We start from the raw sequence: 25,110 nt of genomic DNA, 5'->3' as shown, positions 1-25,110 counted from the left end.
AGGGCACATGACAGGTGTCGAAAGGGGCCCGGGGAGCCGTCCGGCGCGAACGGGGGCCGGACACAAAGCAGAAGGGACGCCGAAGCGTCCCTTGCGGTTTCGAGCGAGGGGCTGCCCAGACGGCAGCCCGATCACGGTAGTGGGTGAGCAGGGATCGTCAGGTGAGCGCAGGCTCGGCCTGGGATACGTCGATGCCCTCGAGGAGCGGGTCGCCGTGCGATGCGGCAGCCGCCAGCGCGTCGTTCTCGGCCTGGATCCGTCCGAGCTCGGATTCCAGATCCTGGACACGCTGCTGGAGCCTTCGCATCTCGGCGAGGAGTCGCGGGTCGGAGCCGCCGACGTAACCGAGAAGCGCCTTTGCCATGATGGATGGTCCTCCACAATGAGTGACCGACCGATGCGGTGGGGTCGTGGTCGTGAGGGAAATCGCTGCCCCGGCCTCGGCATGCTCGTTGTTGCGGGCTCTTGTCACATGCCGAACGACCAAGGTGCGCGGGGACTTCCAGAGTCTCACCAAAAAGTTTGACGGTCAACACGATCACGGCCCGTATCGGCGGGCGGCCGGGGTGTCAGCGCACGGAATGTGCGGCACCGCTTGCCGGGCGCAACCCTCTGCACGGCGGGCGCGTGGAGATCATTTTTGCTCGCGGCGCGCCGCCGGGCAAGACCCTTTCGGCAATCACCTGGGAATTTCTGCGCGCCGCGGTCGGCGGGAGCGCCCCGGCGGGGCCTCAGACCGCTTCCCGGCGGCTTCCCCTCAGCGAATCGCGAAGCTCTCGTAACCGCCCCGCGGGGTGTCCCAGATCTCAGTGACGCCCGTGACCTTCCCGGGTGTGTCGCCCGCGCGGAGCCAGTCGAGCAGGTTTTCGCAGCCTTCACGGGGGCCCTCGGCGACCACCTGGACCCGGCCGTCGTCCAGGTTGAGAGCAAAGCCACTCAGCCCGCCGATCTCCAGCGCCCGCGCCCTGGTGAACCAGCGGAAACCCACGCCCTGCACGCGGCCCCGCACCCAGGCGGTGAGCCGGACTTCTTCCGTCATGGCTGCACGCTAACCGTCCGGCCGCTCTCGGAGCACACCCGTACCGCCCCCCATGGGGTACCGTCCCCCTCCAATAAGTCTCACTCGATTGGGTGAATTCCCCTCAAGGGGGGCGCTGGAGGAGAAAGGCCGGAGTATGGGACGCCATCGGAAGAAGGGCTCCGTGCCCATGCGTACGGGAGTGCTGGGTGCCTCCGCCGCGGTCGCGGCGGGCGTGGTGGCCCTGGCCACCGGTGTGCTCCCCGCCGACAGCCTCCACCTCACCTCGGACGGCGGCCACGAGACGGTACGCGCCGACCGGAGCCCCTCGGGCCTGCGCACCCAGACCGGCGCCGAGCTCCCGCCGTGGGCGCGGGCCGGCACCGGATCCGCGAGCCCCTCGGACAATCCGGCCAGCCCGACCTCCCCGGCCAAGGGTTCCGGCAAGCCCGAGCCGCGCCCGGAGCGGAGCGGCCGCGAGAGCGCCGAGCCGAAGAAGAGCCCGCGCCCCGAGCGGACGGCCACCCCCGAGAAGTCCACCGCCCCCGGCAGGACGGCGACCCCGCACAAGACCACGGCCCCGGAGAAGACCACCGCCGCGCCCCGGCCGACACGCACCGGCGAGCCCCCGGCCTCCCCCTCCCCCGGCGGGAACCCGGAGACCCAGGTGCTCAACCTGGTGAACGAGGAGCGGGCCGCGGCGGGCTGCTCCCCCGTCAAGCCGGACGCCGAACTGGCCGCCCTCGCCGAGAACTTCAGCAAGGACATGGACGCCAGGGACTTCTTCGACCACACCGACCCGGACGGCGACACCCCCTGGGACCGCGCCGAACAGGCGGGCATATCCGGGCTCGGCGGCGAGAACATAGCCCGTGGCCAGGCGGACGCCGAGGCGGTCATGGACTCCTGGATGAACAGCGAGGGCCACCGCGCCAACATCCTCAACTGCGAGTTCACCCGGCTCGGCGTCGGCGCCCACTTCGGCGACGGCGGGCCTTGGTGGACCCAGGACTTCGGGTACTGAGCGGCACGTCCCCGGCATCGGGCGCGGTTTCGGGGATGTGCTGACCACCGTGTGACGCAAGGGAATTGACGCCCCCTCAGCCAGGGCCGTCAACTCACCGCCGAACGAAGGTACTTCACGTACCAGCCGCCCAACCCCTCAAGCGGGTACCGCCCGTGGTGCCCGCTGGCAGCGCGGGCAGAAGTAGCTGGAGCGGTTCATCCAGGGGCGGCGGCGCATCGGGGTGCCGCAGCGGCGGCAGGGTTCGTCCTCGCGGCCGTAGGCGTCGAGCGAGCGGTCGAAGTAGCCGGACTCGCCGTTCACATTGACGTAGAGGCTGTCGAAGCTGGTGCCGCCGACGCCGAGCGCGGCGGTCATCACCTCCCGTACGTGGCCGAGGAGTTCGGCCGACTTGGGGCGGGTGAGGGTGGCGGTCGGCCGGTCGTAGTGGAGCCTGGCGCGCCACAGGGCCTCGTCCGCGTAGATGTTGCCGACGCCACTGATCAGGGACTGGTCGAGCAGGGCGCGTTTGACGGTGGTGCGGCGGCGGCGCAGCGCGGTGTGGAAGGACTCCTCGTCGAAGTCCGGGTCCAGCGGGTCGCGGGCGATGTGGGCGATGACCTCGGGAAGTCCCTCCGCGGTGTTCTCGTGCAGCGAGAGGCCGCCGAAGGTGCGCTGGTCGACGAAGCGGAGCTCGGTGCCGAGCGCGTCGGCGAAGCGGATGCGGATCCGCAGGTGCTTCTCGTCGGGGGCCGCCTCGGTCTTCACCAGGAGCTGTCCGCTCATGCCGAGGTGGGCCAGTACGGAGAAGCCGGCGTCCTCGACCGGCAGCCACAGGTACTTGCCGCGCCGGTGCGGGGTGGCGAAGGTGACCCCGCCGAGGCGGCGGGCGAAGTCCTCGCCGCCCGCGAGGTGGCGGCGTACCGCCCGCGGGTGCAGCACCTCGGCGCTCGCCACCGGGCGGTGGGCCACCCAGCGCGCGAGTCCGCGGCGTACGACCTCGACCTCGGGCAGCTCGGGCACTCTCTTCTCCTTCGCGGGGCGGGCCGCGGTCCTTCGCGGGGTGGGCCGCAGGTCCTTCACCGGGTGGGCCGCAGACGAGAGTGCCCGCTCCCCGGCGGACCGGGGCGCGGGCACCTGCGTTTCGTCCGGCTCAGGCCGGGGCGGAGCCCGGTGCCGGGGAGCCGGCCCCGGACGGGGGCTGCTGCCCCTCGGCGGCCTCGGCGGCCGCCGCCTTCGCCTGTGCGTCGGCGTCGGCGCGGATGGCGCGCCAGGCCGACTCGGCAGCCTGCTGCTCTGCTTCCTTCTTGCTGCGGCCAGTGCCGGTGCCGTACGAGACGCCTCCGACGCGGGCGGCAGCTGTGAAGGTCTTCTCGTGGTCGGGGCCGGTCTCCGAGACCAGGTACTCGGGCACGCCGAGCCCCTCGGTCGCGGTGAGTTCCTGGAGGCTGGTCTTCCAGTCCAGTCCGGCACCGAGGTTGGAGGACTTCTCGATCAGCGGGTCGAAGAGCCGGTGCACCAGCTCCGCCGCCGCGTCGAGTCCCTGGTCGAGGTAGACCGCGCCGATCACCGCTTCGAGGGTGTCGGCGAGGATGGAGGCCTTGTCCCGGCCGCCCGTGCCCTCTTCACCGCGGCCGAGCCGGATGAAGGAACCGAGTTCGAGCCCGCGGCCCACCTCCGCCAGCGCACGCGAGTTGACCACCGCGGCCCGCAGCTTGGCCAGTTGGCCCTCGGGCAGATCGGGGTGGGTGCGGTACAGCGTGTCCGTGACCACCAGGCCGAGCACGGAGTCCCCGAGGAACTCCAGGCGCTCGTTGGTGGGCAGGCCGCCGTTCTCGTACGCGTAGGAACGGTGGGTCAGCGCGCGCACCAGAAGGGCGGACTCGAGCCGATAGCCGAGCCGCCCTTCCAGAAGCGTGTGGGACGAGGCCGTGTCCGCCGCTGCGCTCCCACCGGAGCGCGGGGCGTTCTTCCGGGTTTCCCGGGTTTCCGACACTGTGCCTCTCACCAGCCGCTCAGACCTCGAGGACCTGGCGCTTGTTGTAGGTGCCGCAAGCGGGGCAGGCGATGTGCTGCTGCTTGGGCTCACGGCAGCGCTCGCACGCGACCAGGGTGGGGACCGCAGCCTTCCACTGCGACCGGCGGTGGCGCGTGTTGCTGCGCGACATCTTCCGCTTCGGAACAGCCACGGCTACTTCTCCTGCTTCTCGGCGGCGGGTCCCGACTCGGGCCCCTCACCGCTCATCTCGTCCTTCTCGCCGTCCCGGGTGGTTCCGGCGAGTCCCTGCAGTGCCGCCCAACGGATGTCGACGGCGTCGTGGTGGTGGTCCGGGTCGTCCGCGAGCCTGACTCCGCACTCGGAGCACAGTCCCGGGCAGTCCTCCCGGCACACCGGCTGCATCGGCAGTGCGAGCACCACCGCATCCCGCAGCACGGGTTCGAGGTCGAACATGCCGTCCTCGAGGAAGAGCCTGTCCTCGTCCTCCTCGTCCTCGGCCGGGTCCGGTTCGGATCGTGCGATCCCACGGCCCCGCTCGTCGGCGTCAGGGTACGAGAACATCTCCTGGAAGTCCGCTTCGACGTCGAGTCCGAGCGGCTCCAGACACCTTACGCACTCCGCCTCGGCCGTGGCACGGGCGGTGCCGGTGACGAGCACACCTTCCATGACGGACTCCAGACGGAGGTCGAGTTCCACCGGGGCGCCTTCCGGCACCTGTACGACGCCCTGGATACCGAAGGGCGCCTCACCTCCCGGGGCGTCGACGGTCCGGTCAAGACGCTGGAGCGCGCCGGGACGCCGGCCCAGCTCATGTGTGTCGAACACGAGCGGGTTGCGGTGGTCAAGGCGGGCGTTCGCGGCCATTCCTGCTGTCGGTCCTCAGAACTCGGTGGGGTGCCGCACGGCCCAGGCCCGTCGGAACGGGCGAGCCTCGTACAGCGGTGATCGGCGCACGGCGCGACGCGCGCGTGACCGAAGAGCCAGGATACTTGACCTTTCGCCCACGGCCCAATCCGGGCTCCCCGAGCACGCTCGGGGCGGTCGGCGGCGGCCGGTCCGGCGGCCGGGGGCCCGGGTTCAGCGGCCCTGTTCGTACCGGCGCAGCTGCTCCGCCGAGATCATCCCGGTGTCGAAGAGGCTGGTCTCGTCCAGGGCGGTGGGCTCCTGCGGGGCCTGGGGATGGCGGCTCTGCGGGTAGCCGTGCCCGGGGTCGTAGGCGGCCGGGTCGTAGCCCTGGCCGAGCGGGTCCTGGCCCTGGAGCGGGTCCTGCGGATAGGGCGCGGGCGGGTAGCCGCCCTGGGCGTAGGGATCCTGCTGCTGCGGGTAGCCGTAGGCATCCGGCTGGGCGTAGGGCTGCTGGTAGCCGCCGTAGGGATCCTGCTGCTGGTAGCCGTACGGGTCCTGGGCGGCGTAGGCCCCGGCCTGGGCGGCGGCCTCCTGCCCGGCAGGGGCGTAGGACGGCTGCTCGGGCTGGGCGAAGGGCGTCTGGGACGGGGGCGGCGGGACCGCCGCGAGCTGCTCGGGGGCGGCGGGGGCGGCCGGTGCGGGCACGGCCGGCGCGGCGACGGGTCCCGCGAGGCCCGCGAGGTAGTCCGAGTCGGTGGTGTGGCCGCCCTCGGCGCCCAGCTCCGCGAGGGCGGCGAGCTCGTCGGTGGCGACCCGGCCGTGCAGCTTCTGGCGGCCGCGGCCCACCGCCTCCAGGGTCTTGGCGAGCACCGCCTCGAAGGCGCCGAGCTTCACGTCCACATAGGCGTCGGCGCGCTGCCGCAGCGTCTCGGGGTCCTGGCTGCGCTCGGGGGCCTCGGCGTAGTCGGGGTCCTCGTAGCCCTGCTCGCCGCCGGGCTGGGCGCCGAGCAGCTTCTCGCGGCCGCGGCCGACCGAGCCGAGGGTCTTGGTGAGGACGACCTCGAAGTTGGCCAGCTTGGAGTCGACGTAGTCGTCGGCCTCGGCGCGGACCTCCTCGGCCTCGCGGCGGGCCTCGGCGAGGATGCGCTCGGCCTCGTCCTGGGAGTGCCGGGCGATCTCGGTGCCGGAGACGAGGGAGCCGCGTTCGGCGCGGGCGGAGGCGAGGATGCGCTCGGCCTCCTGGCGGGCCTCGGCGACCATCTGGTCCCGGTCGCCGATCAGCTCCTGCGCCTGGGCCAGCGAGCCGGGCAGCGCCGCGCGGACCTCTTCGAGCTGCGCGAGCAGCTCGGCGCGGTTGACCACGCAGGAGGCCGACATGGGCATGGACCGGGCGCCTGTGACTGCGCCGACGATCTCGTCGAGCTTCTTCTGCACGTCCACCGTGTGCTCGCCACTCTCTTGCCTTGACGGGAGTCCCTTGACGGGAGCCGGACGCCCCCGGGTCGCGGGAGACGGACGCTCACGACTGTACGGCCTGGCGCGGGCCCGCCGACACCGGCTGACGGACCCTCAGGCACCGGACGGCTCCCGCCCGGCTCCTCAGGTGCGGCCGAGGCGCCGGTTCAGGGCGCCGAGCACCTGCGGGGGCACCAGGTGGGCGACGTCGCCGCCCCAGTTGGCGACCTCCTTGACCAGCGAGGAGGAGAGGAAGCTGTAGGTCGGGTTGGTCGGCACGAAGAGCGTCTCGACTCCGGAGAGGCCGTTGTTCATCTGGGCCATCTGGAGTTCGTAGTCGAAGTCGCTGACGGCGCGCAGGCCCTTCACGATGGCCGGGATGTCGCGCTGCTTGCAGAAGTCCACGAGGAGCCCGTGGAAGGACTCGACCTCGACGTTGCCGAACTCGGCGGTGACCTCGCGGATCAGCTCGATCCGCTCCTCGACCTCGAAGAGGCCCTTCTTGGACTGGTTGATCATCACCGCGACGTGCACGACGTCGTACAGCCGGGAGGCCCGGGAGATGATGTCGAGATGTCCGTTGGTGATGGGGTCGAACGACCCGGGACAGACGGCGCGGCGCAACTGAAGTCCCTCGCTCTCCGGTGTCATGGGGCGTCTGTGCGTCCGGGGACGGTCACAGCGGCGGCGCGACCGTACCAAAACGTTCCCTCGCCGTAGCGGCGGGAGCGCAGTTCCTCGAAGCCCTCCGGCCAGGTGTAGGGGCCGCCCCGGGTGGCGCGCTCCACGGTGACCAGCGCGTCCTCGGTGAGCCAGCCGCCCGCGCGCAGTGTGATCAGGATCTCCCGCAGTTCCGTGTCGGGCACCGCGTAGGGGGGGTCCAGGAAGACCAGTCCGTACGGTTCCCCGGGGGCCGGGGCCGCCGCGATCTGCTCCGCCCGGCCCGCCCTGACCTCGGCGCCGGGCAGGCCGAGCGCGCGGACGTTCTCCCGCAGGGTGCGTACCGCCCGGGCCTCGGACTCGACGAGCAGGCAGTGCGCGGCGCCGCGGGAGAGCGCCTCCAGGCCGACCGCGCCGGATCCGCCGTAGAGGTCCAGGACGCGCTCGCCCTCGAAGCCGCCGCCGAGCAGCGAGGCCCAGGTGGAGAAGAGGCCCTCACGCGCCCGGTCGGAGGTCGGGCGGGTGCCGTTGCCCGGCGGTACGGCGAGTCGGCGCCCACCGGCCCGGCCGGCGATCACGCGGGTCATCGGAGCCCTTCGTTCTGCTGCTCGTTCTGCGGGGTGTTCGGGTCGGCCGGGTTGTTCAGGGTGGCCGGATTCCGGATTCTCCCGCGTACGGGGTGGTCCCGGCTCGTACGCGGTGCCTTTCCACGATAGGCGGCGGGGCCGGGGCGGCCACCCCCTGTCCCCTCCGCTCAGCCCTTGTCGAGGTACTGCTCGCGCTCCTCGTCGAGCAGGGCGTCCAGGGCGGTGCGCAGCCCGGGATAGCCCTGGAGCTCCGGGTCCTCGGCGACCAGGGCGCTCGCCTCCTGCCGCGCCTCGGCGATGATCTCCTCGTCCTCGATGACGGCGAGGACCTTGAGGCTGGAGCGCACCCCGGACTGGGCCTGGCCGAGCACATCGCCCTCGCGGCGCTGTTCGAGGTCGATACGGGAGAGCTCGAAGCCGTCCAGGGTGGCGGCGACCGCGCCGAGCCGGGCCCGGGCGGGGCTCGCCTCCGGCATCTCGGTGACGAGGAGGCAGAGCCCGGGCGCGGAGCCCCGGCCGACCCGGCCGCGGAGCTGGTGCAGCTGGGAGACGCCGAAGCGGTCGGCGTCCATGATGACCATGGCGGTGGCGTTGGGGACGTTCACCCCGACCTCGATCACGGTGGTGGCCACCAGGACGTCGCTCTCGCCCGCGGCGAAGCGGCGCATCACCGCGTCCTTGTCCTCGGGCGCCATCCTGCCGTGCAGGATCTCCACCCGCAGGCCCTTCAGCGGGCCCGCGGACAGCTCGGCGGCGACCTCGACCACCGCGAGCGGCGGGCGCTTCTCCGGGTCCTCGGCGGCGGACTCCTTGCTCTTGGCGCCGCCCTTGCCGCCCTTGGGGGCCGCCTTCTCGTCCTCGCCGTCGCCGATCCGGGGGCAGACCACGTACGCCTGGTGGCCCTGGCGGACCTCCTCGCGGACCCGCTCCCAGGCGCGGGCGAGGAAGTGCGGCTTGTCCTGGGCGGGCACCACATGGCTGGCGATCGGGGAGCGACCGGCGGGGAGCTGGTCCAGGACGGAGGTCTCCAGGTCGCCGAAGACGGTCATGGCGACGGTGCGCGGGATGGGGGTGGCCGTCATGACGAGCAGGTGCGGCGGCTGCTTGCCCTTGCCGCGCAGGGCGTCGCGCTGCTCCACGCCGAAGCGGTGCTGCTCGTCGACCACGACCAGGCCGAGGTCGTGGAAGCGCACCTTGTCCTCGATCAGCGCGTGGGTGCCGATGACGATCCCGGCCTCGCCGGTGACCAGGTCCAGCAGGGCCTGGCGGCGGGCGGCGGCGCCCATCGAGCCGGTGAGCAGCACGACCTTGGTGGACTTCTCGGCCGCGCCGAGGGTGCCGCCCTCGGCCAGCTCGCCCATCATCTCGGTGATCGAGCGGTGGTGCTGCTGGGCGAGCACCTCGGTCGGGGCGAGCATCGCGGCCTGGCCGCCCGCGTCGACCACGGCGAGCATGGCGCGCAGGGCGACCAGGGTCTTGCCGGAGCCGACCTCGCCCTGGAGCAGCCGGTGCATGGGGTGGTCGGTGGCGAGGGCGGCGAAGATCTCCGCGCTGACCGTCCGCTGACCCTCGGTGAGGGTGAAGGGCAGGCGGGCGTCGAAGGCGTCGAGGAGGCCGTCCGGGCCGGGGACCCGGGCCACGGCGGGCAGTTGGCTCTCGTCGTGGCGACGGCGGGCGAGGGCCACCTGCAGGACGAAGGCCTCGTCCCATTTGAGGCGGGCCCGGGCCTGCTCGATGTCGGCCTTGGTGCGCGGCCGGTGGATCTTCTCCAGGGCCTCGGGCAGCGGCAGCAGTCCGCGGCCCTCGCGCAGCGCGGGCGGCAGCGGGTCCAGGGCCTCCTGGGCGCTGGGCAGCACCGCGTCCACCGCCTTGGCGATCTTCCAGGACTCCAGCTTCGCGGTGGCCGGGTAGAGCGGGATGAGCGCGCCCGCCCAGCTGTCCACCGCGTCCTCGGCTCCCTCGCCGCGCAGCAACTGGTAGGCGGGGTGCGCCAGTTGCAGCTTGCGGTTGAAGACGGAGACCTTGCCCGCGAACATCGCCCTCGTGCCCGGCAGCAGATCCTTGTGCGGCTTGTGCACCCCGCGGCCGAAGAAGACCAGCTGGAGCTGTCCGCTGCCGTCGGTGATGACGACCTCCAGGCGCTGCCCGCGACCGGAGTTGAAGGTGAGGATCCGGGCGGTGGCGACCTGGGCGACCACGGTGACGTGCTCGTCGAGCGGGAGTTCGGCGAGGCGGGTCAGCTCGCCGCGCTCGGCGTAGCGCCGGGGGTAGTGGTGCAGGAGGTCGCCTGCGGTGTGCATGTCGAGTGCCTCGGCCATCACCTTCGCGGTGGCGGCGCCGAGGACCTTCTTCAGGGGCTGTCGCAGCGGCTGGGGCTGCGCTTCTTCGGGCACGGACACGCCCCCATTGGACACCACGGCACCGACAACGCCCGGCAACCGGGCACCGGCCCTCACCCGGCCGCCGCCCGCCCGCACCCGGAAGGCGCCACGCCCCGCGGCAGGGCCGGCCCAACCTCCGTACACCACAAGGGAGTCGGCCGCGCGCCCCGCGAGCGGGCGGCCGACCACCCTCCGCAGCACGGCAGTTACCCGATGATCGGCTGGTCACAAGGCTGACCGGCGGCCTAGGATGACGCCCTCCCCCGCAGCCGCCCGCGGTTCCCACCGGAACCGCCCGACCCGCGCCGCCCTCCCCCCACCGGCGAAGCGAGCATGGACCCTTCGACATTGCCGACCCCGCCGACACCGCCGTCGCCGCACTCCTTCCAGGTCGACCTGCGCGGACTGGTGGACCTCCTCTCCCACCACCTCTACTCCAGCCCCAAGGTCTATCTGCGCGAGCTGCTGCAGAACGCCGTCGACGCCCTCACCGCCCGCCTCGCCGAGGAGCCCGGCGCCCCGGCCCGGGTGCGCCTGTACGCCGAGGAGGGCGCCCTGCGGGTGGAGGACACCGGCATCGGCCTGACCGAGGCGGATGTGCACAGCCTGCTCGCCACCATCGGGCGCAGCTCCAAGCGGGCCGACGGTCTTGAGGCCGCGCGGGAGGGACAGGCCGGGTTCCTCGGGCAGTTCGGCATCGGGCTGCTCGCCTGCTTCGTGGTCGCCGACCGCATCCGGGTGGTCAGCCGCAGCGCCCGCGAGCCCGGGGCGCCCCCGGTGGAGTGGACCGCGAGCGACGACGGCTCGTACACCGTGCGCACCCTCGATCAGGCCGCGCGCCCCGAACCGGGCACCACCGTCCACCTGGTGGCCCGCGGCGACACCCGCGAATGGCTGACCGAGGACCGGGTGCGCGCGCTGGCCCGGGACTTCGGCGCCCTGCTGCCCTACGACGTACGGGTCGGCGAGGAGCCGATCGGCGAGCTGCCCGCGCCCTGGGACCGCTCGTACCCGAGCCCGGCCGCCCGGCGCGGCGCCCTGTCCGCGCACTGCCGGGAGGTCTTCGGCTTCACCCCGCTGGACAGCATCGTCTTGGACATCCCGCTGGCGGGCGTCCGCGGCGTCGCCCATGTGCTGCCCGCCGCGGTCAGCCCGGCCCAGCGCGCCCGCCACCGGGTGCACCTCAAGGGCATGCTGCTGACCGAGCGGGCCGAGCAACTCCTGCCGGACTGGGCGTTCTTCGTGCGCTGCGTCCTCGACACGGACAGCCTGCGGCCCACCGCCTCGCGCGAGTCCCTGTACGAGGACGAGACCCTCGCCACCGTCCGGGACGCCCTCGGCGCCCATCTGCGGGACTGGCTCGCCCGCCTCGCGGCCGGGGACCCCGAGCGGCTCGGCGCCTTCCTCGCCGTGCACCACCTCGGCGTGAAGTCGCTGGCCCGCCACGACCCGGACATGCTGCGCACCATGCTGCCCTGGCTGCCCTTCGAGACCACCGACGGGCAGCTCAGCCTGGAGGAGTTCGCCGGGCGGCACCCGGTGGTGCACTTCACCCGCACCGTGGAGGAGTTCCGCCAGGTCGCGCCGATCGCCGCCGCCCAGGGCATCGGCGTCGTCAACGGCGGCTACACCTACGACGCCGCCCTCATCGAGGCGCTGCCCTCGGTCCGCCCGGGCACGGTGGCCGCCGAACTCGACGCCGACACCGTCACCGCGCACCTGGATCCCGTCGAGCCCGCCGAGGAGCTGGCGCTCGCCGGGTTCCTCGGCACCGCCCGCGCCCGGCTCGACGCGCTCGGCTGCGAGGTGGCGCTGCGCTCCTTCCACCCGCTCTCGGTGCCCGCCCTGCACCTGGACGACCGGGCCGCCCGCCACGAACAGGCCCGCGAGGAGGCCGCGGAGGGCGCCGACGAGCTCTGGGCGGGCATCCTCGGCTCGCTGCGCGGCGAGGCCCCGCGCGCCCGCCTCGTCCTCAACCACCTCAACCCGCTGGTACGGCGCGTCAGTTCGCTCGGCGACTCCGAACTCGTCGGCACCGCGGTGGAATCCCTCTACGGCCAGGCACTGCTGATGGCCCAGCGCCCGCTGCGCCCCGCCGACTCGGCGCTCCTCAACCGCTCCTTCCTCGGCCTGCTCGAATGGGCCACCCACCACGCCCCGGAACAGGACGGCACATGAGCCACCCCCGGCCCGGCTCCCCGGCCATGGACTTCGGCGAGCTGCGGGCGGCCGTCGCCGAGAACGACGAGCAGCCGGAGGGCCCGGCCCGCAACGCCCGCGCCGAGCAGCTGCTCGCCGAGGCCGAGCGGCTCGGCATCCCGCTCGCGGTGGTGGAGGCCCTCGGACACCAGCTGCGGTCGTACAACTACAGCTCCGAGAAGGACAAGATGTTCGTGCCCTTCGCGCGGCTGCTGCGCATGTGGGACGAGCGCCCGGCCGACTTCGACTCCTACGAGGCGCACTCCCTGCACTGGGTCTTCAAGTGGATGTCCGCGGGCATGCTCGAACAGCCGCACATCCCGCTCGCCTCCATCGAGAAGTGGCTCGCCGAGATGGCGCACCGCTACCGGCTCGCCGGGCACTCCGAGCGGGCGGTGCGCTCCTGCGAGCACGCCGTCGCCCGCCACATCGGCGACACCGCGCGCGCCCAGCGGGCCTACGAGGCCTGGCTCGCCGCCGACCGCGACGACATGGCCGACTGCCACGCCTGCGAACTGCACGAGCAGGGTTCCTGGCAGGCCCACCGGGGCGAGGACCGCGCCGCCCTCGCCCTGTGGGCACCGGTCCTGTCCGGCGAGCACAGCTGCGCCCACGAACCGCACGCCGCCCTCGCCTCCTCGCTTCTGCCGCTGCTGCGCGAGGGCCGCCCGGACGAGGCCCGCGCGAACCATCTGCGCGGGCTGCGCCTGGTGCGCCCGATGGAGAGCATGCGGGAGGCCTTCGCGGACCACGTCGAGTTCTGCGCGCTCACCGGCAACGAACCCCGTGCCCTGGAACTGCTCGCCGAGCGCCCCGCCTACTTCACCGCCGACGGCGACCCGCTGAGCCGGATGGAGTTCCTGGCCGTGGTGACCCGCCTGATGGACCGCCTGGTCGCCCTCGGCCACGGCTCCCAGCAGGTGCCGGGTCCGGCGGGCCGCACCTGGCAGGCCGCCGGGCTCGCCGCCTACGCCCGCGCCGAGACCCTGGCCCTGGCCGCCCGCTTCGACGCCCGCAACGGCACCGGCCACCTCGGCGCCCGCGTCCGCGCCCGCATGTCCGCGCAGCCGCTCGCGGAGCGCCTGCCCCTCGGCATCCGTACGACCCGGCCGGCGACCGTACCGCGCCCTGCGCCGGTACCGGCCGCCGAGAACCTGCCGACCGCCGGGTCCCTGCCGCCCGCCGAGCCCCCGTCGACCGCCGCCGCGTCCCTACCGCCCGCCGGTGCCGCTCCCGGTGCCGGTGACCCTCCCGGTGACGGTTCCGCTCCCGGTGCCGGAGGGCAGCGGGCAGACGGTCTCGGTGCCGGGGACGCCCCCGCCGCCACGGACCGGCTGGCCGCGCTCCTGGACCACGCACGGGCGGCGACCGCGGCCCAGCGCCCGGAGGCGGTGGCAGCCTGGGCGGCGGTGGCACGGGCGGCGGAGGCCGGTGACCGCGCCCTCAGCGCCCGGGACCGCGCCCGGATCGCCGAGCACCGCGCCTGGGACGCGGCGACGGAGCCCGACGAGGCGGTGGCCCGCCTGCACGAGGCGGCCGCCCTCTTCGAGGAGGCGGCCGACCCCGGCGAGGCCGAGGCCTGCCGCGCCCGCGCCGCCGCGGTACTCGCCCGCACCGGCCTCCTGCCCGAGGCCCGGGCAACCGCGGCCGAGGCCCGCTCCCGGGTCCTCGCCCTGCACTCCCGGGGCGCCACGGGAGCCTCGGGGACCGCCGCGGTCCTCGCCGCGCGGGTACGGGTGCTGCTGGCCGGGGTGGCCCGGGCGGACGCGACCGGGGAAGAGACCGGGGCCGTGGCAGGACCCGGGGCCGCGAGGGAGACCGTCTCCACGATCGAGGACGGGGCAGGGCGAGACAAGGCAGGGCGAGACGAGGCTGGGCGAGCTGACTCCGCCGCCGTCGGCGAAGGGAAAGCGCAAGCCGCGTTCGCCGCCGGGCAATCCGCCTCGGCAGCCGGGCAAGTCGCCCCCGTAGCCGGGGAGTTCGCCCCGGCAGCCGAGGGGTTCGGCCGCGTAGTCGGAGAGTTCGGCCGCGAGGTGGAGCAGACCTCCGACGAGGCCTTCCGTCAAGACGAGGCCTTCCGTCAAGCGGAGCAGACCTCCGACGAAGCCTTCCGCGAGGCGGAGCGGGCCGCCGAGGAGTTGCTCGCGTTCGCCGAGGCGCACGCCGATGAGCCCCCGCTCCCCTCCCGGCTCGCCGAGGCGCACGCCGCGCTCGGTGAACTGGCGGAGCACCGGGGCGAGTTCACGGCCGCCGGTACGCACTACCGCACCGCGGCCGAGGGGTTCACACGCGCCGAAGTGCCCTGGTTCGCGGCCGAGTTCGAGATCCGGCTCAGCGATCTGCTGCGCGGGCGCGGCGACTTGGCGGGCGCCCTGGCAGCGGCCGGGGCCGCCCTGGAGCACGGGGGCGGCCACCTCACCGCTTCCGGCAGGGCCCGGGTGCACCTGCGCCTCTCCGACCTCCTCGGCGCCACCGGAGGACCCGAAGGGACGGGACAGGGCGCCGAGGCGGCCGCGCACGCCCTGGAGGCGGCGCACTGGGCGGACGAGGCGGGCGAGAGCGGCACCCTGGGCGCCTGGGCGCGCCACCGGCTCGGCGGGCTGCTGCTGCGCGAGAACCGGCACGCGGAGGCCGCCGAGGTACTCGAAGGCGTCCTCACCGAACTCTCGGCCGAGACCCACGGCGAGGGCGCCGTGATGCAGACGCGCTGGTGGCTCGGCGAGAGCCTCAGCGCCCTCGGCGAACACCGTGCCGCCGCCGAACACTGGCTCCGGGCGGCCGAGTCGGCCCGCAGCCGGCCGGAGCAGGACGACCACGCGGCCCTCGCCCACCTCGCGGGCGAGGCGCTCGGCCGGGCCGGGCTGCCCCACGAGGCGGCCCGCGCCTACGCCCGCGCCTCCGAGCTGTGGCGCGGCCTCGGCGACACCCCCGGCCTGGTCCGCAGCCTGCGGGCCCGCGCCTGGCTGGCCCGGGAACTCGACGCACCCGAGGACGCCCGCACCCTGATGGCCACCGCCCTGCGAGAGGCCGAGACGGCACTGCGGAATGCCGAGGAGGCCGGGACCATCAGGACCACCGGAACCACCCGAACCACCGAGGCCACCGAGACGGCCGAGGACAACGCGACCGCCGACACCACCACGACCGACAGAACCGGGACTGCCCAGGCCACCGGAACGGCCGAGTCGGCCGCGACCGACAGAACCCGGACTGCCGAGACCATCGAGGCTGCCGGACCCGCCGAGGACACCGCAACCGCCGGGACGGCCGGGACCGGAACCGGGACCGGAACCACCGAAATCGAGGCCCTCCGCACCCGTCTCGCCGCCGAACACGCCGACACCCTGCACCAGTTCGCCGGTCTGCTGCCCCACCTCGCCCCCGGCACCCCGGACGGCGAACCCGCCCCGGAGGCGGCGCGGCAGGCGTACGAGGAGGCGCTGAGCCTGATGGACCGCGCCGCCGAGGCCTTCGGCGCGCTGGGCCCGGCCGCGCGCGAACGCCGTGCCGCGGCCCTGCTCGAAGCGGGCTGGCTCGCCCACCACCTCGGCCGCCCCGCGGTGGCGGCCGACCGGGCCCGCCTGGTCGAGCGGGAGTACGCCGAGGAGGTCTCCGACAGCGCCGCCCGGCACCGCGCCGAGGCGGCCGAACTCCGGCTCGCGGCAAGGGAATCGGGCAACACCGGGCCGAGCCGGGGCACTTGAGCGCCCGGCAGCCGCCGCTACTCCACCCCGACCAGCAGCAGCGCCGACCCCCGGCCGCCCCGGTACACCACGGTGTCCACCGCCAAGTGCCGTTCCCGTACGTGCTCTTCGAGCTGTTCGGCGAAGGTGTCCGGGAACTCCTCGCCGAGGACCAGGGTGACCAGCTCGCCGCCCGCCGAGAGCATCCGGTCGAGCACCGTGACCGCCATGCCCCGGACGTCGTCGCCGATCACGGCCACGTCCCCGTCGATGAGGCCGAGCACGTCCCCGGCCTGGCAGACGCCCGCCATGGTCCACGACTGCGCCTGGGCGAGGGCCAGTTCGCCGTGGCGGGTGGCACCGGCGGCCGAGGTCATCTGGACCACGTCCTCGTCGAAGCGGCGCTCCGGCTCGTGCACGGCGAGCGCCGCGAGCCCCTGCACCGCGGAACGGGTCGGGATCACGGCGACCCGCAGCCCCTCGGCGCGGGCCTGTGCGGCGGCGGCCGCGGCGGTGTGCCGCAGCTCGGCGTCGTTGGGCAGCAAAACCAGTTCCTCGGCGTGCGCCCGGTGCAGGGCCCCGAGGAGTTCGGCGCTGGCGAGCTGGTGGCCGGGGCGCAGCGGCACCGTCGTCGCCCCCGCCTCGGCGTACAGCTCCGCGAGGCCCTCGCCCGGCACCACCGCCACCACGGCCCGGGGCGCCCGCGCGGGCAGCGGCCGCCCGGTGCGGGTGTGCACGTCCCCGGCGGCGAAGTGGGTGATCCGGATCCGGTACGGGCGGCCCGCCTCGATCCCGGCCTCGACCGCGGCGCCCGCGTCGTCCACATGCACATGGACGTTCCACAGCCCCTCGCCGCCGACCACCACCAGGGAGTCACCGAGGGCGTCGAGCCGCTCGCGCAGCGCGGCCACCGCCGGTTCCGCCGCCTCCAGGAGATAGATCACCTCGAAGGCGGGCCCGGTGCCGTCGTCCGCGGACCCTGAGTCGTCATCCACGGCCCCGGTGTCACCCGCGGCCCCGCCGCCCCCGGCCGCGGGCTGGGGCTCGGCGCACTCCGGCGCCGCGGGCCCGGGCGGCGCCTCGGTCCGCACGGCAGGGCCCCCACCGGTGCCGGGCTCCGCGGAAGAGGCCGCCTCCGCCGAGGATTCCGTCCCGCGCCCCTGGCCCCGGCCCCCGGCGGGATCCGGCCGCTGCCCGGTCAGCGCCTCCACCAGGGCCGCGAGCACCGCCACCAGTCCGCGCCCGCCCGCGTCGACGACTCCCGCGCGGTCGAGCACGGCGAGCTGTCCCCGGGTGGCGGCGAGCGCCGTCCGGGCGCCCTCGTGGGCGGCGCGGGCGACGGCACCGCAGTCGCGTTCGGCGCCGAGCCGGTCCGCGGCCTGTGCCGCCGCGGTGGCCACGGTCAGGACGGTGCCCTCCACCGGGTGCGCGACGGCCTGGTAAGCGGAATCCGCCGCCCGGCGCAGGGCCAGCGCGAGCAGGCGCCCGTCGGCGGCCTCCCCCGAGGCGCGGTCCCCGCTCTCCGCGGGCGGCGCCGCCCCGTCCCGTACGTCCGCCGCCTGTGCCCCGGCGGATCCGGGCGGCGCCGGCCGGTCCCGGCCGACCGGTCCCGGGGCGTCCTGGGCGAGGACCTCGGCCATGCCCCGCAGCAGCTGCGCGAGGATGGTTCCGGAATTGCCCCGCGCCCCGATCAGGGCGCCGTACGCCATCGCCCGTACCGCCTCGCCGAGGGAGAGCGGGTGGCCGGCCCCGGCGGACTCGGGGGCCCCGCCGCCGGTGAAGACCCGCTCGATCTCCTGGGCGGCGGACTCCAGGGTCAGATAGAGGTTCGTCCCGGTGTCACCGTCCGCGACCGGATAGACGTTGATCGCGTCGATCTCCTCGCGGGCCCGGCCGAGGGCGCCGAGGGCCAGCGCGCACCAGACACGTACGGCGCCGGCGTCGAGGAACTGCGGCACCCGCGCCTCCTTGCTCGGTGGACTGGGAGGCAGGGTAGACCCAGGCCCACCTGCGGGCGGGTTCGGGGGGCGGAGGCAATCATGGTAATTTCGTCGAACCGGAGCACCCGTTGTATGCTGCTCCGGTTGCCCGATACTTTCGGGCCTTTTCCCCTGGCACCGCCACTCAGACCTCTGACCCGGCATGCCGGGTTCAACCGTAAGTTCTGAAGTCTTTGGAGTGACCCGTGGCTGCCAACTGCGACGTCTGCGGCAAGGGGCCGGGCTTCGGCAACAACATCTCGCACTCGCACCGCCGTACGCCGCGTCGCTGGAACCCGAACATCCAGCGCGTGCGTGCCGTGGTCGGCGGGACGCCGAAGCGGCTCAACGTCTGCACCTCGTGCATCAAGGCCGGCAAGGTCGCGCGCTGACGTCTGGCAGCGTGACCACTCAGCTGGTTGCCGTGCAGGGCCGGTCCACCTCCGGGTGGGCCGGCCCTTCACTTATGTGCTCCCCGAGACGGACCGGTATCGGCTCACCGAGGTGCACCGGCTCCGGCCGCCGGACGTAGACCGGTCCGGGAGCCTCAGGCGTCCCCGCCCCCGGTGAGCCGCCAGCCGTGGTCCACCGGACCGATCCCCGCCCCCAGCGCGAACCCGGCGGCGAGCGCCCCGGTGACGTACTCCTTGGCCCGGGCCGCGGCCTCGGGCACCGGCAGTCCCTCGGCGAGACCCGAGGCGAGCGCGCTGGCGAGGGTGCAACCGGTGCCGTGGGTGTGCCGGTTGTCGTGGCGGGGGGCGCGCAGCCAGTGCTCGGCGGTGCCGTCGGTGAGCAGGTCGACGGCCTCGCCCGGCAGATGACCGCCCTTGATCAGCGCCCAGCGCGGGCCGAACTCCAGGACCGCCAGGGCCGCTTCGCGCAGCCCCTCGGCGGACTCCACCCGGACACCGGTGAGTTGGGTCACCTCGTCGAGGTTGGGGGTGGCCACCGTCGCGAGGGGGAGCAGCCGGTGGCGTACCGCGTCCAGGGCCGAGTCGGCGAGCAGCGGGTCCCCGTGCTTGGAGACGCCCACCGGATCGACGACGACCGGGGCCGTGCCCGCGGCGAGGAGTCCGGCGACGGTCTCCACCAGCACCGCGGAGGATAGCATGCCGGTCTTCACCGCCTGCACCCCGATGTCGTCGACCACGGCCCGGTACTGGGCCTCCACCGCCTCCGGCGGGAGTTCCCAGGCGCCGTGCACACCGAGGGAGTTCTGCGCGGTGACCGCGGTCAGCACGCTCATCCCGTGCACGCCGAGGGCCAGCATGGTCTTCAGATCGGCCTGGATGCCCGCGCCGCCGCCGGAGTCGGAACCGGCGACGGTCAGCACGCGGGGCGGGGCGCCGCCCGGGGTGCGCGGGGTGCTCATGACTCGATGTCCCCGAAGTGGTCCCAGCCGCCCTTGCGGGTCCAGGGCGCGCCGTCCACCGTGACCTGCGGCAGCGCGGAGAGGTTCTGCACCTCGCCCATCACCGTCCAGCGGGCGGGCAGTTTCGCCTCGGGCGGGAAGGTCGCGACGATCGCGTGGTCCTCGCCGCCGGTGAGCACCCACTGCAGGGGGTCCACGCCGACGGCCTGGCCGATGTCGTTCATCTGCGAGGGCACGTCGACCGCGCCGGAGCGGATGTCGATCCGTACCTTGCTGGCCTCGGCGATGTGCCCGAGGTCGGCGATGAGCCCGTCGCTGATGTCGGTCATCGCGGTGGCGCCGAGCGCGGCGGCCGCCGGGCCCGCGTGGTACGGGGGCTCCGGGCGCCGGTGGGCCTCCACGAAGGCGCGCGGGGAGCGGAAGCCGCGGGAGAGCACCGCGTGACCGGCCGCGGACCAGCCGAGCCAGCCGGTGACGGCGACCACGTCACCGGGCCGCGCACCCGCGCGCGTCACCGGCTCCTGGCCGCGCAGGTCACCGAGCGCGGTGATGGCGACGGTGATGGTCTCGCCGCGCACCAGGTCGCCGCCGACCACCGCGGCACCGGCGACCTGGCACTCGTCGCGCAGCCCGTCCATCAGCTCCGAGGGCCAGGTGGCGGGGAGTTGGGCCGGCACGATCAGGCCGAGCAGCAGCGCGGTCGGTACGGCGCCCATCGCGGCGATGTCCGCGAGGTTCTGCGCGGCGGCCTTGCGGCCCACGTCGTAGGCGGTGGACCAGTCGCGGCGGAAGTGCCGTCCCTCCAGGAGGATGTCCGTGCTCGCCACGACCCTGCGGTCCGGCGCGGCCACCACCGCGGCGTCGTCCCCCGGCCCGATCCGGACCGCCGGGGTGGTGGTGAGCCGGGAAGTGAGCTCCCTGATGAGCCCGAACTCCCCCAACTCGCCCACGGTTCCCTTCACCGCGTCTCACCTTTGCCTTTCACCGGTCTGCTGGTTTCCCCGGGCCGCGGCTCTCCGCCGTCCGGTGGTGCGGGTGCCCCCAGTGTCCCCCGGGGCCCTGGGCGCGCGGTCGCGGGGACACCGCGCGCTCGGTACGGTCGTGGCGGGCGAGCCCGGCGCGCCTGTGGCACCCGGAGTCCGCCGTCGCGGCCGTGGGTCTCCCCGCGGCGCACGGCGACGCGGTACCGTGGCGTCCCTTTCCGTACGTGATCCCTTGCACAGCGTCCTCATGGCCGCCCTGGAGGTTCCGTGGTACAGGCGTACATCCTGATCCAGACGGAGGTCGGTAAAGCATCGGCCGTCGCCGAGACGATCAGCGACATCCCCGGTGTGGTGCGGGCCGAGGATGTGACCGGCCCCTACGACGTCATCGTCCGCGCCAAGGCGGACACCGTCGACGAACTGGGCCGCCTGGTGGTGGCGAAGGTGCAGCAGGTCGACGGGATCACCCGGACCCTGACCTGCCCGGTCGTGCATCTGTAGCCCCCGTCTACGCTTGGCCGGTGAACTTCTCGCTCCCCCGCCGCCCGTCCGTCGCCGGCCCCCCGGCCGCCCTCGCCCTGCTGCTGCTCGCCACGGCCTGCACCTCCGGTGACGGGGGAACGGAGGCCGAGGTCCCCGCCCCCCGCGCCGAGGCGGCGCGGCTGTGCCGGGACCTCGGCGGGCGGTTGCCGCGCGAGGTCGCCGGGGACGGGAGGAACGACCCGAAGCCGCGGTCCGAACTGACCGCGGGCTGGGGCGATCCGGCGATCATACTTCGCTGCGGGGTGGAGCGCCCCGCGAAGATGGACGATCCGAAGGCCGACGGCGTGGAGGTGGACGGCGTCGGCTGGCTCCTGGAGAAGCGGCCGGACGGCTCCTTCCGCTTCACCACGGCCCGGCGCAAGGCCTATGTCGAGGTCACCCTGCCCGAGGGCCGCACCGGCGAAGGCCTCGGCCCCCTCACCGACTTCGCCGGCCCGATCAGCAGGACGGTCCCCAAGGGGATCGCCTCCACGCTGTAGTTCCGGTGGCCGCGGGCGCGCGCCCGGCGGCGGTTCGCGAGCTAGCGCAGCCCGGTGGAGCGGTTCAGCGCCGCCTGGATCAGCCGGTCGACGAGTTCGGGGTAGGCGACGCCGCTCTCCTGCCACATCCGCGGGTACATGGAGATCGGGGTGAAGCCCGGCATCGTATTGATCTCGTTGATGACGAAGCCGTCCTCGGTGAGGAAGAAGTCCGCGCGCACCAGGCCCTCGCAGGAGGTCGCCTCGAAGGCGGCCACGGCGAGGCGCCGCACCTCGGCGGTCTCCTCCTCGGTGAGCGGCGCGGGCACGATCCCGGAGGCCGAGTCGATGTACTTGGCCTCGAAGTCGTAGAAGTCGTGCGAGGTGACCGGCGGGATCTCGGCGGGCAGGCTGGCCCGCGGCCCGTCCTCGAACTCGAGCACCCCGCACTCGATCTCCCGCCCGCGCAGCAGCGATTCGACCAGGAACTTGGGGTCGTGGCGGCGGGCCTCGGCGACGGCCTCGTCCAGGCCCTCGAAGGAGTCGACCTTGGTGATGCCCATCGAGGAGCCGCCCCGGGCGGGCTTGATGAACAGCGGCCAGCCGTGGTCGGCGGCGAACTCCGCGATCCTGGCCCGCGCCCCCGCCTCGTCCTGCTCCCACTCCCGCGGCCGCACCACCAGGTAGGGCCCGACCGGCAGCCCGAAGGAGAGGAAGATCCGCTTCATGTACTCCTTGTCCTGGCCGACCGCCGAGGCGAGCACACCGGCGCCCACGTACGGGATCCCGGCGAGGTCGAGCATCCCCTGCAGGGTGCCGTCCTCGCCGTAGGGGCCGTGCAGCATCGGGAAGACGACGTCGACGTCCCCGAGCGCCTTGGGCACCAGGCCCGGTTCGGCGTAGACCACCTCGCGGTTGGCGGGCTCGACCGGCAGGATGACCGCGCCCTCGGCGGACTCGGCGAGCTGGTCGACGCTCGGCACCCGGCGCTCGGTGATGCCCATGCGGTCCGGTTCGTCCGCGGTGAGCGCCCATCGCCCGTCCCGTGTGATGCCGATGGGCAGCACGTCGTACTTGGTGCGGTCGATGGCCCGCAGGATGGCACCGGCGGTGACGACCGAGATGCCGTGCTCGGAGCTGCGGCCGCCGAAGACGACGGCGATGCGCGGCTTGCGGGTCTCGTGGCTCTGGGAGGAGTTCTCGCTGCTCATATCGCGATGAGCGTACCCGCTGGTACTGCCCGCGTCAGCGCGCGCGGCCCGCGTGGCAGGCGCGCGTGGGGGCGCGTGCTCAGCGGCGCTCCGGCTTGGCGCTGCGCGCCATCAGCTCCTTCAGCGCCACGACCGGGGGCTTGCCCTCGTGGACGATGCCGACGACGGTCTCCGTGATGGGCATGTCGACGCCGTGCCGCCGGGCCAGATCCAGCACCGACTCGCAGGACTTGACGCCCTCCGCGGTCTGCTTGGTGACCGCGATGGTCTCCTCCAGGGTCATGCCCTTGCCGAGGTTGGTGCCGAAGGTGTGGTTGCGCGAGAGCGGCGAGGAGCAGGTGGCCACCAGGTCGCCGAGGCCCGCGAGCCCGGAGAAGGTGAGCGGGTCGGCGCCCATCGCGTGCCCGAGCCGGGTGGTCTCGGCGAGGCCCCGGGTGATGAGCGAGCCCTTGGCGTTGTCGCCGAGGCCCATGCCGTCCGCGATGCCGACGGCGAGGCCGATCACGTTCTTGACCGCGCCGCCGAGTTCGCAGCCGGTGACGTCGGTGATGGTGTACGGGCGGAAGTACGGGGTGTGGCAGTGCCGCTGGAGGCGTTCGGCGACCGCGGCCTCGCGGCAGGCCACCACCGCGGCGGCGGGCATCCGGGCGGCGATCTCCCGGGCGAGGTTGGGCCCCGAGACCACGGCGACACGGTCCGCGCCGGCGCCGGTGACGTCCTCGATCACCTCGCTCATCCGCATCGCGGAGCCGAGTTCGACGCCCTTCATCAGGGAGACGAGCACCGTGCCGGGGTGCAGCAGCGGCTGCCAGGCGGCGAGGTTGGCACGCAGCGTCTGCGAGGGCACCGCGAGCACCGTGAAGTCGGCGTCGGCGGCGGCCTCGGCGGCGTCGGTGGTGGCGCCGAGGTTCGCCGGGAGTTCGATGCCCGGCAGGTAGTCGGGGTTGGTCCGGGTGGAGTTGACGGCGGCGGCGAGTTCGGGGCGCCGTCCCCACAGGGTGACCTGGCAGCCGGCGTCGGCGAGCACCATGCCGAAGGCCGTACCCCAGGAACCGGTGCCGAAGACCGCTGCCTTGACGGTGTCGCTCACGTGGCGTCCTTCGCGGCGTCCGCGCTGTCGGCGGGCCGGGCGCCGCTCGCGAGGTCCCCGGCCTGCCGCCGGGCGGCCGCGGACCGGCGCCGCTGCTCGATGCGTTCGCGGCGCGGATCGTAGGCGCGGGCGGGGGCCTTCTCGCCGCGGACGTCCTCCAGGAGCGCGGTGATGGCGGCCATGATGGCCTCGGTGGCCTCCTTGAGGACCTCCGGCGTCATCTCCCGGTCGTAGAAGCGCGAGAGGTCCACCGGCTCCCCGGCGAGGACGCGGTGCGTCTTGCGCGGGAAGAGCCGCGGCTTCTTGGAGTACGGGGCGAGCACCTCGTTGGCGCCCCACTGGGCGACCGGGACGACCGGGCATTTGGTCTGCAGGGCGACCCGGGCCGCCCCGCTCTTTCCGGTCATCGGCCACAGGCCGGGGTCGCGGGTCAGGGTGCCCTCCGGGTAGAAGGCCACGCATTCCCCGCTCTCCACCGCGGCGATGGCGGCGCGGAAGGCGCTCAGGGCGTCGGTGCTCTCGCGGTAGACGGGGATCTGCCCGGTGCCCCGCATGAAGGTGCCCGCGATTCCCTTGCCGAAAAGACTGTGCTTGGCCATGAAACGCGGAACGCGACCCGAGTTGTACTGAAAGTGCGCGTAGAGGAACGGATCGATCAGCGAATTGTGGTTCACCGCGGTGATAAAACCGCCGTCGGCAGGAATGTGCTGCATTCCGCGCCAGTCCCGCTTGACCAGAACCACCAGCGGCGGTTTGCAGATGACCGCGGCAAGGCGGTACCAGAAGCCGATTTTGCGGCGGGACACGCGCGACACCTTCCTCTAGCTGCTTCTCGGCCGCACAAGTGTCGCCCCGGGCCGCCGGTCTGTCGAGAGACACCGTACGCCCCCCTGTCGTTGCCCACACCACCCATCTCCGCGCTCCGGGCGCTCACCGGCGCCCGGGAGACGGGGCCGGGCGGTCACAATGGGGCGCGAAGGAAGGGACGGACCCTACAGGTGCAATGGACTCTGGTCATTCCACTGAAGCCGCTCGGGCTCGGCAAGAGCAGGCTCACGCCGTTCGCGGGCGACGGGCTCCGCCCCCGCCTCGCCCTCGCCTTCGCGCTCGACACGGTGGCCGCGGCGCTGAACTGCCCGCCGGTCGGGGAGGTCACGGTGGTGACGGACGACCCACACGCGGCGGCCGAACTCTCCCGGCTCGGCGCCCGGATCGTGCCCGATCCGCCGGGCAGCGGCCTCAACGCGGCGCTGCGGCAAGGGGTACGGGCGGCCCGGCGGATCCGCCCCCGGGCCCCGGTCGCGGCGATGAACGCGGACCTTCCGGCCCTTCGCCCGGCGGAACTGGGCCGGGTGCTGAAAGCCGCCGAACCCTTCGGCCGCGCATTTGTCGCGGACGCCGCCCGGCGGGGCACGACTTTGCTGAGCGCCCTTCCCGGCAATTCCCTGCGGCCCGCATTCGGAGAGGCTTCCCGTACCCGCCATCTCGCTTCCGGCGCCCGCGAAATTCTGCTCTCGGAAGTGGATTCGGTACGCCAGGACGTCGACACCGGCGAGGATCTGCGGGCGGCCTTCGCCCTGGGCGTGGGCCCGCACACCCTGGCCGCCGCGTCCCGGCTGCTGATCGCCGAATGAGCCCCGGGA

The 25,110-nt window shown here is 73.9% G+C and carries 23 protein-coding genes; 7 read left to right on the top strand and 16 right to left on the bottom strand.

The genetic code is table 11. The features are described 5' to 3' along the window. Positions 1 to 157: 157 nt before the first annotated feature. Together HFV08_RS13445 and HFV08_RS13440 are read right to left on the bottom strand one after the other, a co-directional pair. Positions 158 to 364, bottom strand: a complete 207-nt coding sequence (locus HFV08_RS13445) for a hypothetical protein (protein WP_040247803.1) — start codon at positions 362 to 364, stop codon at positions 158 to 160. Between the two features lie 393 nt (positions 365 to 757). After that, positions 758 to 1,039, bottom strand: a complete 282-nt coding sequence (locus HFV08_RS13440) for an acylphosphatase (RefSeq protein ID WP_168539200.1) — start codon at positions 1,037 to 1,039, stop codon at positions 758 to 760. 169 nt (positions 1,040 to 1,208) lie between these two features. Between HFV08_RS13440 and HFV08_RS13435 the strand changes: the two genes are divergently transcribed. Beyond that, complete coding sequence (locus HFV08_RS13435; protein WP_246341740.1) at positions 1,209 to 2,042, top strand: CAP domain-containing protein; 834 nt, start codon at positions 1,209 to 1,211, stop codon at positions 2,040 to 2,042. Positions 2,043 to 2,180: 138 nt separating this feature from the next. On the opposite strand, the gene mutM is transcribed toward HFV08_RS13435, so the two are convergent. The 8 genes from mutM to recG all read right to left on the bottom strand — a co-directional run bounded on the left by mutM (position 2,181) and on the right by recG (position 9,967). Next, the gene (gene mutM, locus HFV08_RS13430; RefSeq protein WP_168539196.1) at positions 2,181 to 3,044 is read right to left on the bottom strand and encodes a bifunctional DNA-formamidopyrimidine glycosylase/DNA-(apurinic or apyrimidinic site) lyase; all 864 of its coding nucleotides are present in this window, start codon (positions 3,042 to 3,044) and stop codon (positions 2,181 to 2,183) included. A 130-nt stretch (positions 3,045 to 3,174) separates the two neighbouring features. Further along, positions 3,175 to 4,029, bottom strand: coding sequence for a ribonuclease III (gene rnc / locus HFV08_RS13425; RefSeq protein WP_376770621.1), 855 nt, complete (start codon positions 4,027 to 4,029; stop codon positions 3,175 to 3,177). A 7-nt stretch (positions 4,030 to 4,036) separates the two neighbouring features. Further along, positions 4,037 to 4,210: a 50S ribosomal protein L32 gene (rpmF, locus tag HFV08_RS13420; protein WP_040247813.1), complete on the bottom strand. Its 174-nt coding sequence runs from the start codon at positions 4,208 to 4,210 to the stop codon at positions 4,037 to 4,039. Positions 4,211 to 4,212: 2 nt separating this feature from the next. Beyond that, positions 4,213 to 4,884: a YceD family protein gene (locus HFV08_RS13415; RefSeq protein ID WP_168539192.1), complete on the bottom strand. Its 672-nt coding sequence runs from the start codon at positions 4,882 to 4,884 to the stop codon at positions 4,213 to 4,215. A gap of 213 nt (positions 4,885 to 5,097) precedes the next feature. Then, entirely contained in the window at positions 5,098 to 6,306 is a 1,209-nt protein-coding gene (locus HFV08_RS13410) for an ATP synthase F0 subunit B (protein ID WP_168539190.1), read from the bottom strand. A gap of 159 nt (positions 6,307 to 6,465) precedes the next feature. Then, the gene (gene coaD / locus HFV08_RS13405; RefSeq protein WP_210430278.1) at positions 6,466 to 6,945 is read right to left on the bottom strand and encodes a pantetheine-phosphate adenylyltransferase; all 480 of its coding nucleotides are present in this window, start codon (positions 6,943 to 6,945) and stop codon (positions 6,466 to 6,468) included. Between the two features lie 23 nt (positions 6,946 to 6,968). After that, positions 6,969 to 7,568, bottom strand: a complete 600-nt coding sequence (gene rsmD / locus HFV08_RS13400) for a 16S rRNA (guanine(966)-N(2))-methyltransferase RsmD (RefSeq protein WP_168539186.1) — start codon at positions 7,566 to 7,568, stop codon at positions 6,969 to 6,971. A gap of 167 nt (positions 7,569 to 7,735) precedes the next feature. Then, positions 7,736 to 9,967, bottom strand: a complete 2,232-nt coding sequence (gene recG, locus HFV08_RS13395; protein ID WP_312885592.1) for an ATP-dependent DNA helicase RecG — start codon at positions 9,965 to 9,967, stop codon at positions 7,736 to 7,738. A gap of 315 nt (positions 9,968 to 10,282) precedes the next feature. On the opposite strand from recG, the gene HFV08_RS13390 reads away from it, so the two are divergent. Both HFV08_RS13390 and HFV08_RS13385 read left to right on the top strand, forming a co-directional pair. Next, complete coding sequence (locus tag HFV08_RS13390) at positions 10,283 to 12,127, top strand: HSP90 family protein (protein WP_168539184.1); 1,845 nt, start codon at positions 10,283 to 10,285, stop codon at positions 12,125 to 12,127. Then, positions 12,124 to 15,852: an ATP-binding protein gene (locus HFV08_RS13385; RefSeq protein WP_168539182.1), complete on the top strand. Its 3,729-nt coding sequence runs from the start codon at positions 12,124 to 12,126 to the stop codon at positions 15,850 to 15,852. Before HFV08_RS13390 ends, HFV08_RS13385 begins: the two co-directional genes overlap by 4 nt. Before the next feature lie 17 nt (positions 15,853 to 15,869). On the opposite strand, the gene HFV08_RS13380 is transcribed toward HFV08_RS13385, so the two are convergent. After that, positions 15,870 to 17,789, bottom strand: coding sequence for a fatty acid kinase ATP-binding subunit FakA (locus HFV08_RS13380; RefSeq protein WP_312885591.1), 1,920 nt, complete (start codon positions 17,787 to 17,789; stop codon positions 15,870 to 15,872). Between the two features lie 227 nt (positions 17,790 to 18,016). Between HFV08_RS13380 and rpmB the strand changes: the two genes are divergently transcribed. Continuing rightward, positions 18,017 to 18,202, top strand: coding sequence for a 50S ribosomal protein L28 (gene rpmB, locus HFV08_RS13375; protein WP_040247828.1), 186 nt, complete (start codon positions 18,017 to 18,019; stop codon positions 18,200 to 18,202). A 155-nt stretch (positions 18,203 to 18,357) separates the two neighbouring features. Here rpmB and thiD read toward each other — a convergent pair whose 3' ends face one another. After that, positions 18,358 to 19,182 (bottom strand): bifunctional hydroxymethylpyrimidine kinase/phosphomethylpyrimidine kinase, encoded by an 825-nt coding sequence (gene thiD, locus HFV08_RS13370; RefSeq protein WP_168539178.1) that lies wholly within the window; start codon positions 19,180 to 19,182, stop codon positions 18,358 to 18,360. Continuing rightward, positions 19,179 to 20,144: a thiamine-phosphate kinase gene (locus HFV08_RS13365; protein ID WP_168539176.1), complete on the bottom strand. Its 966-nt coding sequence runs from the start codon at positions 20,142 to 20,144 to the stop codon at positions 19,179 to 19,181. Before HFV08_RS13365 ends, thiD begins: the two co-directional genes overlap by 4 nt. 288 nt (positions 20,145 to 20,432) lie before the next feature. Between HFV08_RS13365 and HFV08_RS13360 the strand changes: the two genes are divergently transcribed. Next, positions 20,433 to 20,666 (top strand): Lrp/AsnC family transcriptional regulator, encoded by a 234-nt coding sequence (locus HFV08_RS13360; protein ID WP_168539174.1) that lies wholly within the window; start codon positions 20,433 to 20,435, stop codon positions 20,664 to 20,666. Between the two features lie 20 nt (positions 20,667 to 20,686). Further along, positions 20,687 to 21,187 (top strand): DUF3515 domain-containing protein, encoded by a 501-nt coding sequence (locus HFV08_RS13355; RefSeq protein ID WP_168539172.1) that lies wholly within the window; start codon positions 20,687 to 20,689, stop codon positions 21,185 to 21,187. 41 nt (positions 21,188 to 21,228) lie between these two features. Here the strand turns inward: HFV08_RS13355 and HFV08_RS13350 are convergent, their stop codons facing one another. The 3 genes from HFV08_RS13350 to HFV08_RS13340 form a co-directional block, all read right to left on the bottom strand. Further along, positions 21,229 to 22,377, bottom strand: a complete 1,149-nt coding sequence (locus HFV08_RS13350) for a D-alanine--D-alanine ligase family protein (protein WP_168539170.1) — start codon at positions 22,375 to 22,377, stop codon at positions 21,229 to 21,231. A 79-nt stretch (positions 22,378 to 22,456) separates the two neighbouring features. Continuing rightward, complete coding sequence (locus HFV08_RS13345) at positions 22,457 to 23,467, bottom strand: NAD(P)H-dependent glycerol-3-phosphate dehydrogenase (RefSeq protein ID WP_168539168.1); 1,011 nt, start codon at positions 23,465 to 23,467, stop codon at positions 22,457 to 22,459. After that, positions 23,464 to 24,273, bottom strand: coding sequence for a lysophospholipid acyltransferase family protein (locus HFV08_RS13340; RefSeq protein ID WP_168539166.1), 810 nt, complete (start codon positions 24,271 to 24,273; stop codon positions 23,464 to 23,466). The genes HFV08_RS13345 and HFV08_RS13340 overlap by 4 nt, the downstream gene beginning before the upstream one ends. Positions 24,274 to 24,465: 192 nt before the next feature. Here HFV08_RS13340 and cofC point away from each other — a divergent pair, with 192 nt between their 5' ends. After that, entirely contained in the window at positions 24,466 to 25,101 is a 636-nt protein-coding gene (gene cofC / locus HFV08_RS13335) for a 2-phospho-L-lactate guanylyltransferase (protein ID WP_168539164.1), read from the top strand. Positions 25,102 to 25,110: the final 9 nt, after the last annotated feature.

Source organism: Streptomyces physcomitrii, assembly GCF_012273655.1.
GTDB classification, from domain to species: Bacteria; Actinomycetota; Actinomycetes; order Streptomycetales; family Streptomycetaceae; genus Streptomyces; species Streptomyces physcomitrii.
This window is presented reverse-complemented; position numbering and strand designations above follow the sequence as displayed.